Origin of the sequence: Flavobacterium sp. LC2016-01 (assembly GCF_009711135.1) — a bacterium.
Lineage (GTDB): Bacteria > Bacteroidota > Bacteroidia > Flavobacteriales > Flavobacteriaceae > Flavobacterium.
Genome location: NZ_WMIC01000002.1, coordinates 484804 through 506309, shown reverse-complemented (window position 1 = coordinate 506309; position 21506 = coordinate 484804). Strand labels below are relative to the sequence as shown.

The window sequence follows — 21506 nt, the reverse complement described above, 5'->3', positions numbered from 1 at the left end:
GCTAAGTTGCTGCGTATAAATTTGAAATATTTTGTTAATTGTTAAATTTTACGATTCTAATTTCTTTAGATTTGATGTACTAAAAACAAACCTTAATATTTATGAAGAAATTTTTTATTGCCGGTTTAGTACTTTTCAGTGCTTTGAATATCAGTGCACAATCTAAAAAATATGTCACTTTTGAAGCCAATATTGCAAACAGAAATAGCGACATTATCAAAATTATTAATGACGGAAAAGTTGTTAAGACGATTAATGTTAATGCAAAAGGTATTTTTAAAGATACTTTAGTATTGAACGGAGGAAGAGGCCGTATGTATGACGGTGTTGAATCAACTGAATTGTTTTTGAAAAATGGCTATGATATAAAGCTTAAGATGGATGCTAAACAATTTGATGAATCAATAGTTTATAAAGGTAAAGGAAGTTTAGAAAACAATATTTTGGCACAGCGTATTCTGGCCGATGAGAAACTTTATGATAATAGTGTTGTAAATTTAGATGATGCCGCTTTTACTAAATTAATTGATGCCAAAAAAGCAGCTGATGCAGCCCGACTGAATAATAAGAAATTAGATCCTGAGTTTGTAAAGATTGAAACTGAAAATGGACAGCAAGCGATTGCTGAAATTACAGAACATCGTGACCAAGTGATGAAAATGGCGAAATTAAATAATACAGTATCGCCGGATTTCGAATTTGAAAACCATAAAGGAGGAAAAACAAAGCTTTCAGAATTAAAAGGAAAATACGTTTATATCGATCTTTGGGCAACTTGGTGCGGGCCATGTCGCGCTGAAATTCCTTTTCTTCAAAAAGTAGAAGAGAAATATCACGGAAAAAATATTGAGTTCGTGAGTGTTTCAATTGATGCTCCAAAAGATCATGATAAATGGCAAAAATTTGTAACGGATAAACAGCTTGGAGGAATCCAGCTTTTGGCTGATAATGAATGGAAATCTGATTTTGCAACAAGTTATAATGTAGTTTCAATTCCACGATTTATTTTAATTGATCCACAAGGTAAAGTTGTCGATTCAAATGCAACGAGACCATCTTCTCCAGAGCTCCAAACACAGTTAGATTCATTATTGAACTAATTTATTTACGAAATCGATAACGTTATAGTAACATTCTGATTTCATGGAAACAGCAGTAAAACCAGTGCCTGAGCGCTGGTTTTCTTGTTTTATTAAAATTTCCAATGTTAAGTTTTTACTCAATGTTACCAAATTGTTAAGCAAAAGTTTTTTTAATGTAAACATTTGATTATATTTGATAAAGATTTCTTAACATTAAATACCTACAGATATGAAAAAGAGTGTAATTTTAGCTGCGTTGTTGTTCTCTGGAATGTTAATTGCGCAGGAAACTAAACCTGAATTAGAAGCCGTTGGAAACAAGGTAAAAGCTACATATTACTATGATAATGGTAAAGTGCAGCAAGAAGGCTTTTTTAAGGATGGTAAGTTGGATGGTGTTTGGGTATCTTATGACGAAAAAGGAAATAAAAAAGCCGTTGGGGAATACACAGACGGAGTGAAAACTGGAAAATGGATTTTCTTTAATGAAGACAGTCTAAAAGAAGTAGCTTATGTTGACAGTAAAGTTAGCTCAGTGAAAAGTTTACAGAAAAATGCTTTAGCAAACAGAAATTAATTAATTTCGACAAATTATAAAAAAACCGCTTTATTTAAGCGGTTTTTTTATGTTCTTTTTTGACTTTTTTGACTTTTTTCGGCGTCCAAACCAAATTACAAAACCAGTTACAGGCAATGCTGATGCAAGCAGGCTGACTGTAAAAGCTATTATTTTTCCAGGCAAATCTAAAACTTGTCCGGTGTGAATGCCATAATTCATTTCTACAACCTGTAGTCCGAGCGTTTTTTTATCAAAAGTCTGACTTTGAATTAATTTCCCATCTGACGGATGAAAATAATAATTGCTCTGTTGATCGTATCGCAGCGTATGTGGGTACGCGCCTGTACTCACAATATCCGTTTTTTGCTGCGGTACCATAACAAAAAACATTTCGGCCTTTGGCTGGAGTTTCATTGTCTGTACAAAAGCTTTGCCAATTGCCGTAACAGAAATTGATTTGAATTTTGTAGTGTCGATTACGGGAGTTTTTGTTTCGGCGGCTTTGTCTCCGCCAAAATTAAATGTTTTATAAATTCCGTCGCCAACCCATTCGTAGGTAAAAGTTAAACCGGTAATGGCAAGAATAAGTGCAATCAACGCAATATAAAATCCGGAAGTATTGTGCCAGTCATAATTTACGCGACGCCATTTAGCATTCCATTTAATGGTGAAACTTCTTTTTATATCACTTTTTCGTTTTGGCCACCATTGAATAATTCCAGAAATCAATAATAAAATAAAAACGATTGTTGCGCCTCCAATGATATGTTTCCCAATATAATCAGGCAGAAGAAGATACAAATGAATGTATTCGACAATAATGAAAAAGTCAGTTTTGGGATTTTCGGTTTTTAAATATTGACCTGTGTAAGGATTAAAATAGAGATATAAATTTTCGGCATCTGAATACGTATAAACAATTGCCGAACGGTTTTTTCCGTAATAAGCGACCATGCTTATTTTGTTTTTTGGCACAATTTCCTTCGCTTTTTCTTTTAAAACCGAAGGCATCAAAAAGGGTTTATTCTGAGGTTCAACTAATCGCCATTCTTTTCGGGTAATGTCTTTTATTTCGTCATTAAAACAGAAAATACAGCCTGTAATACAGACAATAAAAACAATAAGCCCGGAAATTAATCCGAGCCATTTATGAAGAAAACGTATTTGCGTTTTGAATCCCATTTTTTTGATTAAAAGCGTAAAATTATGCGCAAAATTTATATGGGACAAATAATTCTAATTAATTCGTTCGCAAGTTTGATAAAGACAGGATTCTAATAAAAGAATTAATCTCGCAATCCGATAGCTATCGGGAGCGAAAGCGCAAAGTTTCTTTCACGCAGATTTGGCGGATTTATTTAAAATATTATCTGCTCAATCTGCGGAATCTGCGTGAAAAATTCCTTTGATTTCTTTTAAGAAACTATTTTTTTTGGTTTCAAATGATATGCGACGTACAATGAAATTGAAGCCAATAAAATCCAGAAAACATCAATAAAGAAGATCTGAATTTTGTTTTGCATAAAGGAATTCCAAAACCAGTTTCCGGTCACAATTCCGTTTGTAACAGGAATTAAAAAACCTAAAATACTTCCTGAAGTCAGGCAGCATTTATTGGTAAAAGAATCATTCTTTTTGATGATAAAAAAGATCGTAAGCAATAGCCATCCACCAAAATAAAGTGTAAATAGATTAGATTGATTTAAAGGATAAAACATTTTGCTTCCAATAAAGGCTAAGGCTGTAATTGGATACATACTCAAACAAATTGCCAAATAAATACGGACAACGGCAGCGTTAAAACGTCTTTTCTTTTCTGGCAGATTGTTTTTTTGTCTAGCCACTAACCAAATCATAACTCCTGAAATTATAACGAAACAAGTTATAATTCCTAAAATAAAACTGATAATTTTTAACGCATAACCGCCATAATCACCAAAATGAATTCGGTACAAAACATTCTTTACAACATCGAGATAGCCGTTTTGTAAAACAGGATCTTTTTTAGCAACTATTTTTCCGTCAGCAACTCGGTAATCAATTTTTCCTATTCCGGTAAATTTTTTGTGGCTCAGCAGTTCACCTTCCACCAAAACATGCATATTCGCATCGCCATAATTTTGAATAAAAACACGTGTAATTTCAAAATCGGCCCAATTGCTTTTTGCTTTTGCAACCAGCTGATTTACATTAAATGGATTTGCTAATTTTTTGTTTTCAAATTTATAATCGGCATCTGTATATTCGAGTTCCTTATATAATTTGTTTTGATCACCTCCGTACAATGCTATCACGGCAGGCGCAACGATTAAAAGTTTAATCATAAAAAAAGCTCCCGTAACAGCATACACAAATTGAAAAGGAAGGCCAATCATTCCTAATGCTGTATGTGCATCTGTCCATAGCGTTTTTAATTTTTCTTTCGGACGGAACATATAAAAGTTCGATACAATTTTGTTCCAATGAAGCAAAACTCCCGTTATAATGGCGAATAAGAAAAACAAAGCTGTAAATCCAGAAAGGTAATAGCCAATAGGATATGGAATTTGTGCAAAGAAATGCAGTCGATATAACAATTCGCCTAATGAATAGGATTCTTCGTAAGTATATGATTTGTAGTTTTTACTGTTAAGATAAAAAAACTGTCCTTCTTTTTGTTTGGCTGGAGCCAAAGTATCTTTGGTTCCTTCCATACTAACGGCAACTCTGTCTTCTATTGAAGGTTTAGAGATGGTAATATTTCTTCCGTGTAAAATATATTTTTTATCAAGATGCTGCAGTGCATCGTTGTAATCTAATTGAATTTCCTTTGTTAAAGCTGTAGATTCACTTCTTTCCCAATTGATGATTTCATCTCTAAAAAAAGAAAAAGACCCAGCGAAGAAAATTACAAAAAGAGCTACACTTATGACAATACCGCTGACAGTATGCGTGTGAAAATAGATATTATAATTACGGTTGTTCATAAATTAGTGCGCCGTTTGATTATAGGTTTGACCCAGATAGATAAAAAGACAAAAAAGCAGACTCAATAGAATATAGATACCCCAGATTTTCCAGCCACTTTTTGCTAAAAAAGCAACGACCATTAATGCAGTCCAAAGAATAAATCCGGTGAAAGCCATTGTCATCAAGACAGCAGCACGATTGAACCAAGCGGCTAATGCCAAATGAAAAGTTATAGATACAAAGTAGCCTCCTAAAATAGCAGCTGTGATTTTTAAAAAACGAGGCCAAAAGGCAGGAGTTAAATATTTCGGATTTGCTGGCATATCGTGGTTTAAACTGGTTTTAGTTGTAGTAGAATTCCAAAATTGCAATAAAAATAAACAATGCCAAAAGTGCTTTGCTGTTTACTTTTTTTAATGGAGTCAGAATAATAATCAGACTTCCAACAGTCATCAGCTGAATAAAAAACATCAAAGTGCCACAGCATAGTGACTTTGTTATAAGCCACATTGAATATGCAGACGCGAGCAAAATTAATCCTGTGATTTTAGTTTGTTTTGGATTTCGTTTCATCCACTTTTCAAAACCCAAATCATACGATAAAACGGCTCTTTTTGAAGTGTAATAAAGCGTGTAAAAAGCTAAAAAAACGATAAGACTGGCTATTGTTATCATATTTTATAGAATTTAAAAACACCTTTTTGTTGAATCAGAAAGGTGTTTTTTATTAATTAGAATCTATAAGAAAAACTTGCTGCTGCGCTTCTCATGTTTCTTGGGTGGATTGTAGACCATCCGTCATAAGTATCAACGTTTGCAATATTGTCAAGTTTAAGAGTTAATGTGAATTTTTCTGTTCCGTAGAAAATCGAAGAATTTAAAACAGTGTAAGAAGGAATTGCAAATTGTCCTGTAACCGTTCTGTTCATGATAAGGTTTTTATCAGCATAATTTCCTCCAAAACCTAAACCAAAACCGTTTAAGTCTCCTTCTGGAAATTTATAGCTAGCCCAGAAATTTACTAGGTTTCTTGGTCCAGAGCTTTCAGGTCTGTGGCCTACGAAATCTGGATCTCCAGCGTTTAAGATTGCATCTACATAGCTGTATCCTGCAACGATGTTTAAGCCATTAATAGGATTTGCGATAAATTCAGCCTCAAAACCTTTGTTTCTTTGTGCTCCATCTTGAAAAGCGGTTTGAGTTGTTGCAGTATAAACGATATAAACCTGATCTTTTACCTGAATATCATAGTAGCTGAATGTAGCGTAAAGTTTATCTTTAAATATGTTTAATTTAGTTCCAACTTCAAACTGATTTGCGTGTTCTGGTTTAAAAGTTCTTGGACGTCTGCTTCCGTCAGGTAAAATTTCTGTTACAGGAGCTGAGTTTGCAAAACCATCCATATAGTTTGCAAAAAGCGAAACTTTGTCAATAATTGGCTGATAAACTAATCCAAATTTAGGAGAAAATGCAGTTTGGTTAAAATCATCATCTTTTGTTGAAACATCACCAGCAGTCATAAAACGGTCAACACGTAAACTTGCCATTGCAGATAAAGCAGGAGTGAAGTTGATCACATCAGAAAAATAAGCACTGTAAACTTCTTGTTTTGTTTTAGCATTAGTCATTGAAGCATCAGCTAAAAGAGCATCAGATCCAGCTTTTGTTAATTTTCCGCTGTCGCCATTTGTAATGTATTTAGCAGGATCAGTAATTCCGAAAAATTCTTCGTTTACTGTTTTTGTATCAAGGTTTCCAATGTAGATACCTCCATTTGAAACATAACTTGAACCATTATCAATACCGCCTCTGTTGAAATAATCAACACCGGCAACAATTCTGTTTCTCATGCTTCCGATAACAAAATCACCAATAAAGTTTTGCTGAATGTCAGTTGTAAGTGTAGTTGAGTTTTGGTAGTTCATGTAACGGCCCAAAACAATTCCTTCTGTAATTCCAGGATAGTATTGTGTTCCTTCATATAAATATGAATAGTAACCATCTGATTTTGATGAACCTCTTGATACAACAGTCTGAGAAGTCCATTGATCATTGAATTTATACATCATTTGTCCTTGAAGGTTATATGATGGAGTTTTGATAGACAATTCGTTGCTAGTATAAGAACGTTTGTTGTCGTAACCTAATTCGTCGATATTGTGAACTCTAAGCGGTGCACCTCTATCTAAAAACAGCATAGTAGGGTTAGTTGCTTCATTGCTCATGAATTCTGTATTAATGAAAAACGAAAGTTTGTCACTTACTTGGTACGATAATGAAGGAGCAAAGAAAAATGATTTTCTGAATCCAGCATCTTGAAAACTGTTTTCAGTATGGTAAGCTGTGTTTAAACGGAAGTTTATTTTGTGTTCTTCGTCTAAAGGAGTATTAACATCTACAGTAACTCTGTTTAAGCCGTAACTTCCAGCAGTATAGTTTACCTCACCTCCAAAGTGGTCGTAAGGTTTTTTAGTAGTCAAGTTGATTAAACCTCCGTAAGAGATTAAGCTGCTTCCAAATAAAGTTCCAGATGGTCCTTTAATTACTTCAATTTTATCAATGTTTGCTGGATCTAAACTTCCGTTTGTTAATCCTGGCAATCCGTTAATCATTGTTGGCTGCACAGCAAATCCTCTTAAAGAGAAATAGCCTGCACCATCGCCGCCACGTCCAGTTGAAGCCCAAAGCGGCGTTAATCCTGGAGCGTTTTTAAGAGCATCGTCAATATTGGTAACCACTTGCTCTTTTAAAAGTTCGCTTGTAATTGTAGTATATACTTGTGGGTTTTCAAGATTTTTAAGTGGTAATCTTGATACTTGCTGCGTTTCTTTACGAGCCAAAGGATTTTTCTTGTTTCCTCCGTTGATTAAAATTTCGTCTAATTGCTCAGAATTTGAAGTAATAGTGAAGTTTTCTATAATTTCATCTCCACTATTAAGTGTAATGCTTTTTTCTTTAGAAGTAAAACCTACTGCAGAAACTCTAAGGGTATAACTTCCTGGTTTTACGTTTTTGATTTCGTAGTTACCATTGCTGTCTGTGTTGGTTCCAATTTTTGTACCTTTTAGTACAATTGAAACATTGTCGGCAGCTTGATTATTGTCTAAGCTGATTTTACCTTTTATAGTTGCTTTTTGCTGTGCCGAGATTGAAGTACTCGCTAATAGGAAAAAACAAAAGCTCAAAAAAGAAATTGTAAATTTATATTTCATTTTTATTTAGAATTGATTTGAATAGTGCAAATTTATGTTATGGTTGCCAACTATACAAGCTATTTTTATTTATTCTAAATAAAATAATTTTTAAAGGGTAAAATTTACATTTGTTTAAAAAATTAACATCTTAAGCTAAAATTAAGCTAATATTAAGAAAAAAAGCCTGTTCAAATTGATGAACAGGCTTTTTAATAGTATTGATTTTTTAATGAAATTACAATTCTAAAGCACGTTTAGCATCTCCGTTCATTAATAATTCTAATGGGTTTTCCAAAGCTTCTTTCACAGCAACCAAGAAACCAACAGACTCACGTCCGTCAATAATTCTGTGATCGTAAGAAAGTGCAACGTACATCATTGGGTGAATTTCAACTTTTCCGTTCACAGCAATTGGACGCTCAATAATATTGTGCATTCCTAAGATTCCTGATTGAGGAGGGTTGATAATTGGAGTACTCAACATACTTCCGAAAACACCACCATTTGTGATTGTGAAAGTTCCTCCAGTCATATCATCAACTGTGATTTGACCATCACGAGCTCTTAAAGCTAATCTTTTGATTTCAGCTTCAATACCGCGGAAAGTTAATAATTCAGCATTACGAACAACAGGAACCATTAATCCTTTTGGTCCAGAAACTGCAATTGAGATGTCAGCAAAATCGTAAGCGATTTTGTAATCACCATCCATCATTGAGTTAACATCTGGATATAATTGTAAAGCTCTTGTAACTGCTTTTGTAAAGAATGACATGAAACCTAAACCTAAACCGCCATGTTTTGCTTTGAAAGCATCTTTGTATTCATTACGAATTTGGTTGATCGGTGTCATGTTTACTTCGTTGAAAGTAGTAAGCATAGCTGTTTCGTTTTTAGCCGAAACTAATCTTTCTGCTACTTTACGACGTAACATAGATAATTTTGTACGCTCAGTTCCACGGCTTCCTCCTGTTGGAGTTCCCATAGAAGGTACTGCATTTACAGCATCATCTTTAGTGATTCTTCCACCTTTTCCAGTTCCTGAAACAGTTGCCGGAGCGATATTTTTTTCATCTAATATTTTTCTTGCTGCAGGAGATGGAGTTCCAGCTGCATAACTTGGTGCTGCTGCTGGAGCCGGAGCTGCTTTTGGAGCCTCAGCTTTTACTTCTGCTTTTGGTGCTTCAGCTTTTGGAGCTTCTGCTGCTGGTGCAGCTGGAGCGCTTCCTGCTGGTTTTGCAGCATCTGTATCAATTAAACAAACTACAGCGCCTACTGCTACAGTATCACCTTCTTCAGCTTTTAGTGTAATTACACCGCTCATTTCAGCAGGTAATTCAAGAGTAGCTTTATCTGAATCAACTTCAGCAATAGCTTGATCTTTTTCTACATAATCTCCGTCTTTAACTAACCAAGTTGCAATTTCAACTTCTTTTATTGATTCCCCTGGTGATGGGACTTTCATTTCTAAAATCATCTTTGTTTTTGTTTAAGGTTTTTATGGTTTCAATCCCGATAGCAATCAGGATTGAAACTTGAAACATTCTTTTTATCTGAATAAATTTTTATCGAATACCATTCTAATTGCATCTGCATGACGACGTTTTGCACGTGTATAACTTCCAGATGCTGGAGCAGCATAAGCTTTTAACGAAGCTAATCTCCATTTTACAAGATCAAAGTTCATTAACATAAAGCTGTAAGCTCCCATGTTTTTAGGTTCTTCCTGAGCCCAAACATAATCATCAGCATTTGGATATTGTGCGATAATTGCTTTTAACTGCTCAACTGGTAAAGGGAATAATTGCTCGATACGAACAACTGCAACATCATTTCTTCCGTTGTTTTCTCTTTCTGCAACGATGTCATAGTAGAATTTACCAGTAACAAAAACTAAAGTTTTTACTTTCTTTTTATCTACTGTATTATCGTCAATTGTTTCTTGGAAACTTCCGCTTGCTAACTCTTCAACTGTAGATACGCATCTTGGATCACGTAATAAACTTTTTGGAGAGAAAACTACCAAAGGTTTACGGAAATTCGTTTTCATTTGTCTTCTCAACAAGTGGAAGAAGTTTGCTGGCGTTGTACAGTCAGCAACGTACATGTTTTGTCTTGCACAAAGCTGTAAATAACGCTCCATTCTTGCAGAAGAGTGTTCTGCACCTTGACCTTCATATCCGTGAGGCAATAATAAAACGATACCATTTTGGTTGTTCCATTTATCTTCTCCACAAGAAATGTATTGGTCAATCATAATTTGAGCTCCGTTAGAGAAATCTCCAAATTGTGCTTCCCAAATTGTTAAGGCTTTTGGGTTTGCTAATGCATATCCGTAATCAAAACCTAGAACTCCGTATTCAGATAATAGAGAATTGAATACGCCAAATTTTCCTTTTTTGTTTTCGATACCATTTAAAAGAATTACTTCTTCTTCTGAATCTTCTACTTTAACAACAGCATGACGGTGAGAGAAAGTTCCTCTTTCAACATCCTGACCAGAAATACGAACATCAAATCCTTCTGTTAAAAGCGAACCGTAAGCAAGTGCTTCTGCAGTTCCCCAATCAAGAGTGTTGTTGTCGTATCCTGTTTTTCTATCAGTAACAATTTTAGTTATTTTACTGATGAATTTTTTGTCTGCTGGTAACGTTGAAATGGTATTGATGATAGAATCCAATCCTTTTTTGTCAAAAGTAGTATCTACTTTTTGTAGCATTTGTGTATCAGTTACCTGAACAAATCCGTCCCATTCGTTTTTCATGAATGGTGTTATAATAGTCAAATCTTTTTTACGGGAAGCTTCTAAGTTTTCCTCAAGATTCGATTTGTATTCTTTTTCTAAAGCATTTACATAAGATGCATCGATTACGCCGTCAGACAATAATTTCTCTGCATAAATATCTCTTGGATTTTTATGTTTTGCGATGATTTTATATAAAACAGGCTGTGTAAAACGAGGTTCATCACCTTCGTTATGACCGTATTTTCTGTATCCTAATAAATCGATAAATACGTCGCGTCCAAACTGCATTCTGTAGTCTAATGCAAAAGATACTGCGTGTACAACCGCTTCAGCATCATCAGCATTTACGTGTAATACTGGAGATAAAGTTACTTTAGCAACATCTGTACAATAAGTAGATGAACGAGCGTCTAAATAGTTTGTTGTAAAACCAACTTGGTTGTTGATTACAATATGGATTGTTCCTCCAGTTTTGTAACCGTCAAGCTGTGCCATCTGAATGATTTCATATAAAATACCCTGACCTGCGATTGCAGCATCTCCGTGAACGGCGATAGGTAATACTTTAGAGAAATCGTCAGGATAATATTTATCTTGTTTTGCTCTTGTGATTCCTTCAATTACAGCTCCAACCGTTTCAAGGTGAGAAGGGTTTGGTGCTAAATTGATGTTGATGCTTTTTCCTGATCTTGTTTTTTTGTCGGCAGTAAGGCCTAAGTGGTATTTTACGTCACCATCAAAATATTCCTGATCGTAATCTTTACCGTCAAACTCACCAAAAATATCTTGAGTTGATTTGTTGAAGATGTTTGCCAAAACGTTCAAACGGCCACGGTGTGCCATTCCCATTACGAATTGTTCAACACCTTTTTCTGCAGCTTGCTCGATCAAAGCGTCAAGCGCTGGGATGATAGATTCTCCACCTTCTAATGAGAAACGTTTTTGTCCAACATATTTAGTATGAAGGAAATTCTCAAAAGAAACAGCTTCGTTTAATTTATTTAAGATAGTTTTCTTTTCTTCTGTAGAGAAATTAGGCTGATTAACATTTACAGCTAATTTATCCTGAATCCATTTTACAACGCCAGGATTCCTGATGTACATATACTCAATTCCAATATGCTGGCAGTAAATAGCTTTAAGACGATTTACGATAGTTTCTAGTGAAGAAGGCGGAATTCCGATTGTCTGTGCTGCATCAAAAACAGTTGAAAGATCTGCAGCTGATAATCCGAAATTTTCAATATCTAAAGTTGGAGAAGACTGTCTGCGGTCACGAACTGGATTTGTTTTAGTAAACAAATGCCCGCGCGTGCGGTATCCGTCAATTAATTTAAGAACATTAAATTCTTTCTTTAGTTTTTCTGAAACCTGACTGTAATCTGTGTTATCGCTCGTCACATATTCAACGATTGTCTGCACTGGATTTTCGTCATTATAAACGGTTTGTCCAAAGTCAAAACCTTGAAAAAAACTTCTCCAGCTAGGCTCAACGCTGTCTGGGTTTACTAAATATTGATCGTATAATTGTGCAAAAAACTCTGTATGCGCTGCATTTAAAAATGAAAACCTATCCATAATATTAGTGAATATACTTTTTGTTAAATAGAATCGCAAAAGTACAACAATCGCATTTATTTAAATCTTTTTTTTACGTACTTTTACGTAAAAATTTGTTAAAATAAACGTTAACTATGAGTAAAAATCGAAATTCAATCGTTTTCAATTCTTTTTTTGTGATTTTGGCAGTATTATTTTTCAACATTGGAAACGCACAGCAAAATTATGTCATTGACAATACCAATCATTTTTGGGATAAGGTTTCGTTTGGAGGCGGTCTTGGATTGGGTTTTGGTTCAGGTTACACCAATATTTCGGTTATGCCGAGTGCTATTTACAACATCAATCCAATAGTTTCGGTAGGAGTTGGACTGCAGTTTGGCTATTTATATCAAAAAAATTATTATGAATCTTTTGTTTGGGGTGGAAGCGCGATTGTACTCGTAAACCCAATTCCGCAAGTTCAATTATCTGCCGAATTAGAGCAAGTTAGGGTAGATACAGACTATGAACAATATTATAATCAGCCAGGTTATTCCGATTCTTATTGGAATACTGCCTTATATCTTGGAGCAGGTTACAGAATCGGAAATGTGACTATTGGCGGGCGTTATGACGTTTTATATAATCCTAACAAAAGTCTTTACGGATCTGGATTTATGCCTTTTGTGAGAGTTTATTTCTAAAGTTGCAAAGTGACAAAGAGACAAAGGTTTTCTCACTTTGCGGAAATCTTTGTCTCTTTGTTACTCTGAGCCTTATTTAAAATTCTTCCGAAACCAAACCTTCTGCCATTCTCTTTTTAAAATCAAAAAAGCAACTTGTTCGGCTAAAATAACTAAATCAGAACCATCAAGTTTTTTGATTTCGATTTCAGAAACATCTATAATGTAAAGTAAATTCAAATATTCAGCAAATTTGTACTGAATCATTCTGTAGATTTTTTCGTGAAGCTGAATCTTTAATTCGTCTGGAGAAATGCTTAACGGAAAATCAATTCCTTCATTGGCTAAATTAAAGTCCTTATTAATTTGTTCAATCAGGTTTAGATATAGGTTTTCTTTTTCGGCATCAGCCAATAAAATATCGGTATTTTCAGGAATTGGAAACATTGATGCTTTTTAAGAATTGACGCAAAGTTAAAACTAAAAAATCATTTAACGGTTGATTCTCTTTCAATGATTCTTGTAGGAAGTTCAATAATTTGATGTGTCACCGGTCGATGCTCTTTTATGTCCATAATTTCATCGATTAAAAGAGAAACCGCCTGATGTCCCATTTCAAATCCCGGTTGGTCAATTGTCGTTAGTTTTGGCGAAATAACTGTACTCATAAACCAATTGCTGAATCCAAAAACGGCAACTTGTTCAGGAGTTTTTATTCCGGCTTCATTAAAATATTTTATAATCCCAATGGCGACTAAATCTGTAATCGCAAAAATTGCATCAATATCCGGATTCTCGGTCATTACTTTTTGCGCATTTTCGTAACCATCTTCAAAATCAGTATTGTTGTCGCAAACATAAACCAGTTTCGAATCGTACTCAATTCCGTGAGCTTCGAGCGCTCTTTTATAACCTAAAAAACGATCGATAGAATTTTGCGGAACATAAGAACCTCTAAAATGCGCGATTTTTTTATATCCTTTATTAATAAGATACGTCACAGCATCATAAGCCGCTTTGGCATCATTAATAACAACTTTGGAACAATCAACTCTTTTGGCAATTTTATCAAAAAGAACAACAGGAGTATTTTTTCGAATCGCTTCATTAATATGACTGAAATCATCAGTTTCATTTGAGAGAGACATTAAAACTCCGTCAACTCGTTTTTGAATTAAAAGAGCAAGTTGTTTTTTCTCGAGTTCGTACTTTTCGTTTGATTGTAATATAATGACCAAATAACCTCTTTTTTCGGCTTCTTCAAGAATACCATTCAATACGCTCGAAAAAAAATGATGTACCGTAGCCGGAATAATGACGCCAATTGTTTTGGTTTCATTAGTTCTAAGGTTTACCGCAACAGAATTGGGCATGTAGTTCATCGTTTCGGCCATTTCGATAACTCTGGCTCGAGTAGACTTACTAATATCTGTATACCCTTTTAAGGCTTTTGAGACTGTGGTAACCGAAATTCCCAAGGCTGAGGCTATATCTATTAATTTTGTGTCATTCATGAAATAAAAGTACTAAAAATAAACTGCATGAATAAAATTTTAAGTTCCGAAAACGTTTTAGGTCTTTTCGAAAACGTTTTCGATTTTTAATTCCTATATTCCTTATAATTAGTTATTAAGTTTGACAGTGATAACCATAATTACTAACTAACCGAACAAAAAAAAATGAAAAAGCTACACCAGTATTTAGGTACATTACTTTTAATGTTTTGCCTGTTTTTTTTACCAAATAATCTATTTGCCCAAAATAAAGGCACTATATCAGGAAAAGTATTAGATGACAGCGGAGTAACAGTTCCGGGAGCAAATGTGACTCTTAAGGAAACAGGAAAAAGTACTATTACAGATGAAAACGGAGGATATTCATTCTCTAATATCGATGCAGGAACTTATACTATTATTGCAACAAATGTGGGATATAAAACTTTCGAAAAGCAAATTGCAATAAAAGAAGGCGAATCTCTAGAGGTGAATTTACTTCTTGAAGGAGAATCACAAAGTCTAAAAGAAGTTGTGGTTACAGGATCATCAGCGCCAAGATCTAAATTGGAATCCAGCGTTGCAATTACAACAATGGGCTCAAAAGCAATCGAAGACAGAGCACCATCGAGCACAGCAGCTTTGCTTCAAACCATTCCGGGATTTGTGGTAGAAGCATCTGGAGGAGAAATAGGAAATAACCTTTTTGCAAGAGGAATTCCATCAGCTGGAGCGTATGAATATGTACAAATTCAAGAAGATGGATTGCCGGTTTTTGAAGATGGTGCTTTGCAATTTGCCAACGCCGATACTTTTTACAGATTAGACGAAACAGTAAGTAAAATGGAAGCTGTTCGTGGAGGCTCGGCATCAATTTTTGCGAATAATGCTCCTGGTGGAATCATCAATTTCATCTCTAAAACAGGTCAGAATGAATTTATGGGAAGAGCAAAATTCACGACATCAGATTACGGAATGTTCAGAACAGATCTTAATTTATCAGGCGCTTTGATTAAAGATAAATTGTTTTTTAATGTTGGAGGTTTCTACAGAGCCGATAATGGTGTGAGAAATACAGGTTTTACAGCAAATAAAGGCGGACAAATAAAAGGAAACATCACTTATAAATTTGATGACAACGATTATTTAAGAGTTAATTTCAAACACCTTGACGACAGAAATACATTCTATTTGCCAATTCCTTTAAAAAGTAATAACGGAAAAGTTGAAGGAATTCCGGGATTTAATCCAAATTATGGAACGTTGACTTCAGTAAATTTCAGTCACTTAAATGTGCCTCAATATGGCGGAGGAACTTTTAGTGCAGATTTAGAAGATGGTTCTCATCCGGTTATCAACTCAATTGGAGCCGAATTTAAAAAGAAAATATCGGAGAAAGTAACATTCAAAAATGCATTTAAACAAACAAGTATTGATTTAAATTACAATGCAATTTTTCCTAACGGAGGTCCTTGGACACAAAGCGCTTATGCAACAGATGTTCAAAATACAACGGCAAGCAATTTAACCTATTCTTATGTAGACAACGGTCAAACTCTTGATCCAAATGCTTTAATTATGAGAGCAGATCTTTGGCATATCGACAAAAAGATGAACAATTTTGCTAATAATTTCTCTTTCAATTTTGATTTAGATCCTGTAAAATTAACAGCTGGTTATTACTATTCAAACTGGAAATCAAACCAATATTGGAATTGGAATTCTTATTTAGTAGGTGTTTCGGATAATCCAAGATTGTTAAACGTAAAAGACAATACAACCGGAGTTGATCACACTTGGAACGGAATAGAAAGAATTACATGGTTAGAAAGAGACGCTCAAACTAAAGGTCTTTTGAACGATATTTATGCTGATGCCGAAATTAAAGCTACAGATAATTTGACCTTCAACGCAGGTTTAAGATACAACAAAGACAAATATTCAGGTTATAGAGACAACGCCAGATTTTTTGCAGAAAACTTAGGAGTTTTAGATAATAATACGGCTGATGATAAGGTTACTACTGTAAAAGGAAATCCATATACATATTGGAGATATGATGTAAGCGAATGGTCTTATACAGCGGCAGGAAACTACAAATTTAATGATAATATGGCTTCGTATGTTCGTTATAGCCACGGTTTTAGATCACCAATCGAAGAATCATTTTATGATAATGCAGCAGATTTAAGCAAACTGGAAAATACAGAAGTAAATCAGTTTGAGTTAGGTTATAAATATTCTAATTCATTCTTTAATGTGAATGCCAATTTATTTCACATGGGTTTAAAAAATGTTGCTTTTACAGACATTTTATCTGACGGATCTTCAGAAAACAAATTTGCCGATGTAAACAATATTGGTCTTGAAGTAGAAACTAATGCGAGATATGAAATCGTAAATCTGAATTTCACTTTCACAGTTCAAAAACCGGAATATGATAATTTTACAGGAACAAATGCTGATGGTTCGACTTTTGATTTTAACGGAAATACAGCACGAAGAATCCCTAAATTTTTCTGCAATTTAAGACCAGAAGTAGATATTACAAAAGATCTTGCGGCTTATGTTCAGTTTTCTTATTACGACAAAAAATTCACGAATCAGGATAACAAACAAGTTTTACCGGCTTATAAAGAAGTTGGAGCAGGTTTAAATTATACGTATAATAATCTTCGTTTTGCAGTAGATGCTTCGAATTTATTCAATGAAATTGGTTTAACAGAAGGAGATCCAAGACAAACAACTTCTGCGGCAAGCGATGTGTTTATGGCAAGACCTATTTTAGGACGCGCGTTTAGATTTTCGGTAGCGATTAATTTCTAAATTTATACATACGGTATTGTAGAGGCGCACTGCTGTGCGCCTCCATACCGTAATCGCAACGTAACCGCAAACAAATCACATCCACAAAATGAAAAACATAGGAATTAAAATCTCTCTTTATCTTAATTATTTTGTCTTCGCTATTTTATTAAACAGCGTGGGAATTGTGATTTTAAAATCGCAAAAAAATTATGGAGTAGATGAAGTTCAGGCAAGTATTTTAGAAGCTTTTAAAGATATGCCAATTGCTATTGTATCCTTTTTTATAGCCTCTTTTTTACCAAGAATAGGCTATAGAAAATCGATGTTAATAGGATTAGGTTTGGTTACTTTGGCTTGTATTTCTATGTATTTTGGAAACTCATTTGACAATGCTAAAATTCTTTTTGCAACCGTGGGAGTTTCATTTGCTTTGATCAAAGTTTCGGTTTATTCCTTGATTGGAACTGTGACCGAAACCAAAAAAGAACACAATGCTTTGATGAGCAGTATCGAAGGTTTTTTTATGGTTGGGATTGCGTTGGCTTATTTTTTATTTCCAGCTTTTAATAACGAAAATGATCCTAATTCATGGCTAAATGTATATTGGTTTTTGGCGGCATTATCGTTCCTGTCATTTTTGTTTTTATTTTTTGTAAAATTCAAAGAACCGGAAGTTTCGGCGGAAGCAAACCTAAAAGATGACTTTCTGCAAATGTTCAAATTAATGGCAAAATTGCTTACCGTAATTTTTGTTATAAGTGTCTTTTTGTTTGTCATGATCGAACAAGGAATTCTTTCGTGGTTGCCAACATTCAATACAAAAGTGCTTCATTTACCGGAGAATATTAGTATAATGATGGCGAGTATTTTGGCGATTTCACTAGCAATTGGACGAATGATTGCAGGGATTGTAACCAAAAAAGTGAACTGGATTTGGGTTTTAAGTGTATGTATTTTTTCGGCGATGCTGATCGTGATTTTTGTACTTCCAAAAACAGTTGGCTTAGAAGTTAAAAACATCAATACACTTTCGGATATTCCTTTAATTGGTTTTGCATTTCCTTTAATCGGATTGTTTATTGCACCAATTTATCCTTTACTAAATTCTATTGTACTAAGTGCTTTACCAAAGAATTTACAAAGCTCAATGACCGGATTAATTGTAATATTTTCTGCTCTTGGCGGAACATTAGGTTCCAGAATAACAGGCTGGTTGTTTAAAAATGAAGGGCCGGAAAACGCATTTTATTTTACTTTAATTCCAATGTCTTTATTATTAATATCCTTTTTTATTCTCAAAAAAATAACTGCAAAAGATGAAATTTAAATTACATATAACCCAAACCATCGAAAAATTATTGGCTCAGGAAGATACTGATGGCGATAAAAAAATTACGATTGATGATCATGGTCCAAAGAAATTTTTGGTGTACGATCAAGATGGGAATCCGGCAGTTATTGAAGGAACTTATCAGCTTTCAAATTTATTGCAGGAATTGGCTTTGGCTAAAAAAAATAAAACCGAATTTGCCGAAATCAATCTGAATGAAATTACCGAAGATCCTGTAAAAAGGATTTCGAGAAAGATAAAAAACCTGTATTGGAAAGGTCTTACGCGAACAATTGATGCCGATGGCGTAAAGAAAATCCTGGAAGACAATAAGATCGAAAATGAATTGGCTTATTTGTATGTTCCTTTTGGAGATGAAATTGTTTTTGATTATTTCAAGAAATTAGAAGCTACAACTCCAAAGTTAAAAGTGGTACAAATGCCTAAAAATATTTCACCAGAATATGTGCTTTCACTGAATAAACAACCCGGAATTTTAGCTTTGGCACTTCAAATAAAAAACAATGAAATTTCAGGTGTTCCGTTTGTAGTTCCTGGTGGAAGGTTTAATGAAATGTACGGTTGGGACAGTTATTTTATTGCCAAAGGACTTTTGATTGACGATAAAATTGATCTTGCTTTAGGTATTGCAGAGAATTTTAAATATCAAATCGATCATTACGGAAAAATCCTAAATGCCAACCGAAGTTATTATTTAACTCGTACACAACCGCCGCTTTATACGTCGCTAATTATGGATGTTTTAGAAAAGTCGAATCCGGATATTTTCTGGATTGAAAGACATTTAAAAACCGCCATAAAAGAATATCAAACCGTTTGGATGGAAGAAGGAAAACGGCTTACAGCAAATGGATTAAATCGCTATAAAGCAGAAGGAATCGGACTTCCGTTTGAAGTTGAAGAAGGGCATTTTGATGATATTCTGGAGCAATATGCGCCTAAATATAATCTTTCAACGAGAGAATTTGAAAAGAAATATCTCGAAAGAGAAGTTGTAGATGCTGAACTTGATAAGTATTTTATTCACGATCGAAGTATGCGCGAAAGTGGGCATGATACAACAAATAGATTGGTTGGAGTTTGTGCCAATTTAAATACGGTTGCAATCAATAGTTTGCTTTATAAATACGAAACTGATATTGCTTTTTTGATTAAAAAGTATTTTAAAAATGAATTTCAATATTTTGAAGACAAATCTTTTTCAAGTGAATATTGGATTTCAAAAGCCAATTCGAGGAAAGAGAAAATCAATAAAATGTGTTGGAATTCAGAATTAGGATGTTATCTGGATTATGATTTTGTAAACGAAAAGCAACATTTCTTTGAAGCTGCGCCAACATTTTATCCGCTTTGGGCGAAAATAAGCACACAGGAACAGGCTGAAATTTTGGTTAAAAAGACGCTTCCAAGGTTTAAAATGAAAGGTGGAATTGCCGGAAGCACCAAAGAATCAATTGCTGGCGTTGACGAAAATGCACCAATAAGACAATGGGATTATCCGTTTGGATGGGCGCCACATCAAATGCTTTTATGGGAAGGTTTACTGAACTATAATTTCAACAAAGAAGCCCAGGAAATGGTGTATCGCTGGCTTTGGTTAATTACCAGAAATGCGGTTGATTATAACGGAACAATTCCAGAGAAGTTTGATTTATCGATTAGTTCGCACAAAATTTTCGCAGAATACGGAAACGTAGGAACGGAATTCGATTACATAACCGAAGAAGGTTTTGGCTGGATGAACGCTTCTTACCAATATGGATTAACGATTTTAGAAGACGATTTAAAACAAAAACTATCAGATTTAGTTGATCCTGATGATTTGTTTTCATAAGCCTTCTCCCGAAGCCTCGGGATCGCTCAGGATGAAACTCCGTTCTATAATAACGTTTGTCAGGCTGAGCGAAGTCGAAGCCCTTTTAGATGATACTGTAAATGACAAACCCGACAGGTTTTTAAAATCTATCGGGTTTACTGTTTCATAAGCCTTCGACTTCGCTCAGGATGACACTCAAAATGTCAGGCTGAGCGAAGTCGAAGCCCTTTATGAACTAAACTTTTCTTCCCATTAAATTCTCACCAAAAGTTCTCAGAATATTTTTCTTTTCGGCGTTAATATCCATTTTATCCAAGGTATCAAAAGCCTTAAAAGTATACATTTCAATAGCATCCTGAGTGGCGCGTGAAGCGCCTGATTGATTAAAAATAGCTTTTGCAGTTTCAATTTTTTCTGAATTGTCATCTAATTGCAAACTGAATAATTGCTCTAATTCAGCAGCTTTTTCTTGAGACGAAAATTCGATGGCTTTTAAATATAAGTAGGTTTTTTTATTCTCAATAATATCACCGCCAACTTGTTTTCCAAAGGTTTCAGGATCTCCAAATGCATCCAGGTAATCATCTTGTAATTGAAAAGCCAAACCTAAATTTAGTCCGAAATCGTAAATTAAATCACCTTCTTTTTCTGAAGTTTTGGCCACAATGGCACCCATTTTCATTGCAGCTGCAACCAAAACGGCGGTTTTGTATTCAATCATTTTCAGATATTCTGGAATGGTTACATCGTTTCTTTCTTCAAAATCAACATCCCATTGCTGGCCTTCGCAAACTTCAAGTGCCGTTTTGCTGAATAATTTGGCCAAGTCTCTAAAAACAGCCGGCTCATATTGCTCAAAATATTGATAAGCCAAAATCAGCATGGCATCACCAGATAAAATTCCGGTATTGATATTCCATTTTTCATGAACGGTTTCTTCTCCTCTTCGCAGTGGAGCGTCATCCATAATATCATCGTGAACTAGAGAGAAATTATGGAAAACTTCAACCGCCATTGCAGCCGGAAGCGCTACTTTATAATCGGCATCAAAAACTTCTGAAGCCATTAATGTCAGCACCGGACGCATTCTTTTTCCGCCAAGTCCTAAAATATATTCAATAGGCTCATAAAGATTTTTAGGCTCTTTTTGTATGTGTTGGTTTTTTAAGTAACTAATAAAAAAATCTTGGTACTGACTTATATCGTGCATAAAATGAAATTCTGATTTACGAGGCTCAAAGATACAATTCAATTATGAATTATTGCTTTCTAAAGATGAAATG

The 21506-nt window shown here is 34.5% G+C and carries 16 protein-coding genes; 6 read left to right on the top strand and 10 right to left on the bottom strand.

Annotated elements, in window-relative coordinates:
* Positions 1-101 precede the first annotated feature (101 nt).
* Both GKZ88_RS06540 and GKZ88_RS06535 read left to right on the top strand, forming a co-directional pair.
* Entirely contained in the window at positions 102-1100 is a 999-nt protein-coding gene (locus tag GKZ88_RS06540; protein ID WP_155101578.1) for a TlpA disulfide reductase family protein, read from the top strand.
* Between the two features lie 211 nt (positions 1101-1311).
* On the top strand, positions 1312-1659 hold the full coding sequence (locus tag GKZ88_RS06535; protein WP_155101577.1) for a membrane-binding protein: 348 nt from the start codon (positions 1312-1314) through the stop codon (positions 1657-1659).
* Between the two features lie 30 nt (positions 1660-1689).
* On the opposite strand, the gene GKZ88_RS06530 is transcribed toward GKZ88_RS06535, so the two are convergent.
* The 7 genes from GKZ88_RS06530 to GKZ88_RS06500 form a co-directional block, all read right to left on the bottom strand.
* Complete coding sequence (locus GKZ88_RS06530; protein ID WP_155101576.1) at positions 1690-2823, bottom strand: PepSY-associated TM helix domain-containing protein; 1134 nt, start codon at positions 2821-2823, stop codon at positions 1690-1692.
* 233 nt (positions 2824-3056) lie between these two features.
* On the bottom strand, positions 3057-4607 hold the full coding sequence (locus tag GKZ88_RS06525; RefSeq protein ID WP_155101575.1) for a PepSY-associated TM helix domain-containing protein: 1551 nt from the start codon (positions 4605-4607) through the stop codon (positions 3057-3059).
* A 3-nt stretch (positions 4608-4610) separates the two neighbouring features.
* Complete coding sequence (locus GKZ88_RS06520; protein WP_155101574.1) at positions 4611-4913, bottom strand: hypothetical protein; 303 nt, start codon at positions 4911-4913, stop codon at positions 4611-4613.
* 19 nt (positions 4914-4932) lie between these two features.
* Positions 4933-5265, bottom strand: coding sequence for a hypothetical protein (locus GKZ88_RS06515; protein WP_155101573.1), 333 nt, complete (start codon positions 5263-5265; stop codon positions 4933-4935).
* Between the two features lie 56 nt (positions 5266-5321).
* A complete protein-coding gene (locus GKZ88_RS06510; protein ID WP_155101572.1) occupies positions 5322-7802 on the bottom strand; it encodes a TonB-dependent receptor in 2481 nt (826 codons plus the stop codon).
* Positions 7803-8019: 217 nt separating this feature from the next.
* Entirely contained in the window at positions 8020-9261 is a 1242-nt protein-coding gene (odhB, locus tag GKZ88_RS06505) for a 2-oxoglutarate dehydrogenase complex dihydrolipoyllysine-residue succinyltransferase (protein WP_155101571.1), read from the bottom strand.
* Between the two features lie 72 nt (positions 9262-9333).
* Positions 9334-12108 carry a 2-oxoglutarate dehydrogenase E1 component gene (locus GKZ88_RS06500; RefSeq protein WP_155101570.1) on the bottom strand — a complete coding sequence of 925 codons (2775 nt, stop codon included), beginning with the start codon at positions 12106-12108 and terminating at the stop codon, positions 9334-9336.
* A 116-nt stretch (positions 12109-12224) separates the two neighbouring features.
* Here GKZ88_RS06500 and GKZ88_RS06495 point away from each other — a divergent pair, with 116 nt between their 5' ends.
* On the top strand, positions 12225-12776 hold the full coding sequence (locus GKZ88_RS06495) for a hypothetical protein (RefSeq protein ID WP_155101569.1): 552 nt from the start codon (positions 12225-12227) through the stop codon (positions 12774-12776).
* Positions 12777-12848: 72 nt separating this feature from the next.
* Here the strand turns inward: GKZ88_RS06495 and GKZ88_RS06490 are convergent, their stop codons facing one another.
* Complete coding sequence (locus GKZ88_RS06490) at positions 12849-13202, bottom strand: hypothetical protein (RefSeq protein WP_155101568.1); 354 nt, start codon at positions 13200-13202, stop codon at positions 12849-12851.
* A gap of 41 nt (positions 13203-13243) precedes the next feature.
* Positions 13244-14269 (bottom strand): LacI family DNA-binding transcriptional regulator, encoded by a 1026-nt coding sequence (locus tag GKZ88_RS06485; RefSeq protein ID WP_155101567.1) that lies wholly within the window; start codon positions 14267-14269, stop codon positions 13244-13246.
* Between the two features lie 165 nt (positions 14270-14434).
* Here GKZ88_RS06485 and GKZ88_RS06480 point away from each other — a divergent pair, with 165 nt between their 5' ends.
* The 3 genes from GKZ88_RS06480 (at position 14435) to GKZ88_RS06470 (ending at position 20241) form a co-directional block, all read left to right on the top strand.
* A complete protein-coding gene (locus GKZ88_RS06480) occupies positions 14435-17074 on the top strand; it encodes a TonB-dependent receptor (protein ID WP_155101566.1) in 2640 nt (879 codons plus the stop codon).
* 88 nt (positions 17075-17162) lie between these two features.
* Positions 17163-18383 carry an MFS transporter gene (locus GKZ88_RS06475; RefSeq protein WP_155101565.1) on the top strand — a complete coding sequence of 407 codons (1221 nt, stop codon included), beginning with the start codon at positions 17163-17165 and terminating at the stop codon, positions 18381-18383.
* Positions 18373-20241, top strand: coding sequence for a trehalase family glycosidase (locus tag GKZ88_RS06470; protein WP_155101564.1), 1869 nt, complete (start codon positions 18373-18375; stop codon positions 20239-20241). The genes GKZ88_RS06475 and GKZ88_RS06470 overlap by 11 nt, the downstream gene beginning before the upstream one ends.
* A gap of 217 nt (positions 20242-20458) precedes the next feature.
* Here GKZ88_RS06470 and GKZ88_RS06465 read toward each other — a convergent pair whose 3' ends face one another.
* The gene (locus GKZ88_RS06465; RefSeq protein ID WP_155101563.1) at positions 20459-21433 is read right to left on the bottom strand and encodes a polyprenyl synthetase family protein; all 975 of its coding nucleotides are present in this window, start codon (positions 21431-21433) and stop codon (positions 20459-20461) included.
* Positions 21434-21506: the final 73 nt, after the last annotated feature.

Coding starts and splice junctions, on each gene's coding strand:
- GKZ88_RS06490 (WP_155101568.1), bottom strand. CDS start 13,202: ATGTTTCCAATTCCTGAAAATACCGATATTTTATTGGCTGATGCCGAA.
- odhB (WP_155101571.1), bottom strand. CDS start 9,261: ATGATTTTAGAAATGAAAGTCCCATCACCAGGGGAATCAATAAAAGAA.
- GKZ88_RS06485 (WP_155101567.1), bottom strand. CDS start 14,269: ATGAATGACACAAAATTAATAGATATAGCCTCAGCCTTGGGAATTTCG.
- GKZ88_RS06520 (WP_155101574.1), bottom strand. CDS start 4,913: ATGCCAGCAAATCCGAAATATTTAACTCCTGCCTTTTGGCCTCGTTTT.
- GKZ88_RS06465 (WP_155101563.1), bottom strand. CDS start 21,433: ATGCACGATATAAGTCAGTACCAAGATTTTTTTATTAGTTACTTAAAA.
- GKZ88_RS06530 (WP_155101576.1), bottom strand. CDS start 2,823: ATGGGATTCAAAACGCAAATACGTTTTCTTCATAAATGGCTCGGATTA.
- GKZ88_RS06475 (WP_155101565.1), top strand. CDS start 17,163: ATGAAAAACATAGGAATTAAAATCTCTCTTTATCTTAATTATTTTGTC.
- GKZ88_RS06540 (WP_155101578.1), top strand. CDS start 102: ATGAAGAAATTTTTTATTGCCGGTTTAGTACTTTTCAGTGCTTTGAAT.
- GKZ88_RS06470 (WP_155101564.1), top strand. CDS start 18,373: ATGAAATTTAAATTACATATAACCCAAACCATCGAAAAATTATTGGCT.
- GKZ88_RS06535 (WP_155101577.1), top strand. CDS start 1,312: ATGAAAAAGAGTGTAATTTTAGCTGCGTTGTTGTTCTCTGGAATGTTA.
- GKZ88_RS06495 (WP_155101569.1), top strand. CDS start 12,225: ATGAGTAAAAATCGAAATTCAATCGTTTTCAATTCTTTTTTTGTGATT.
- GKZ88_RS06500 (WP_155101570.1), bottom strand. CDS start 12,108: ATGGATAGGTTTTCATTTTTAAATGCAGCGCATACAGAGTTTTTTGCA.
- GKZ88_RS06480 (WP_155101566.1), top strand. CDS start 14,435: ATGAAAAAGCTACACCAGTATTTAGGTACATTACTTTTAATGTTTTGC.
- GKZ88_RS06510 (WP_155101572.1), bottom strand. CDS start 7,802: ATGAAATATAAATTTACAATTTCTTTTTTGAGCTTTTGTTTTTTCCTA.
- GKZ88_RS06525 (WP_155101575.1), bottom strand. CDS start 4,607: ATGAACAACCGTAATTATAATATCTATTTTCACACGCATACTGTCAGC.
- GKZ88_RS06515 (WP_155101573.1), bottom strand. CDS start 5,265: ATGATAACAATAGCCAGTCTTATCGTTTTTTTAGCTTTTTACACGCTT.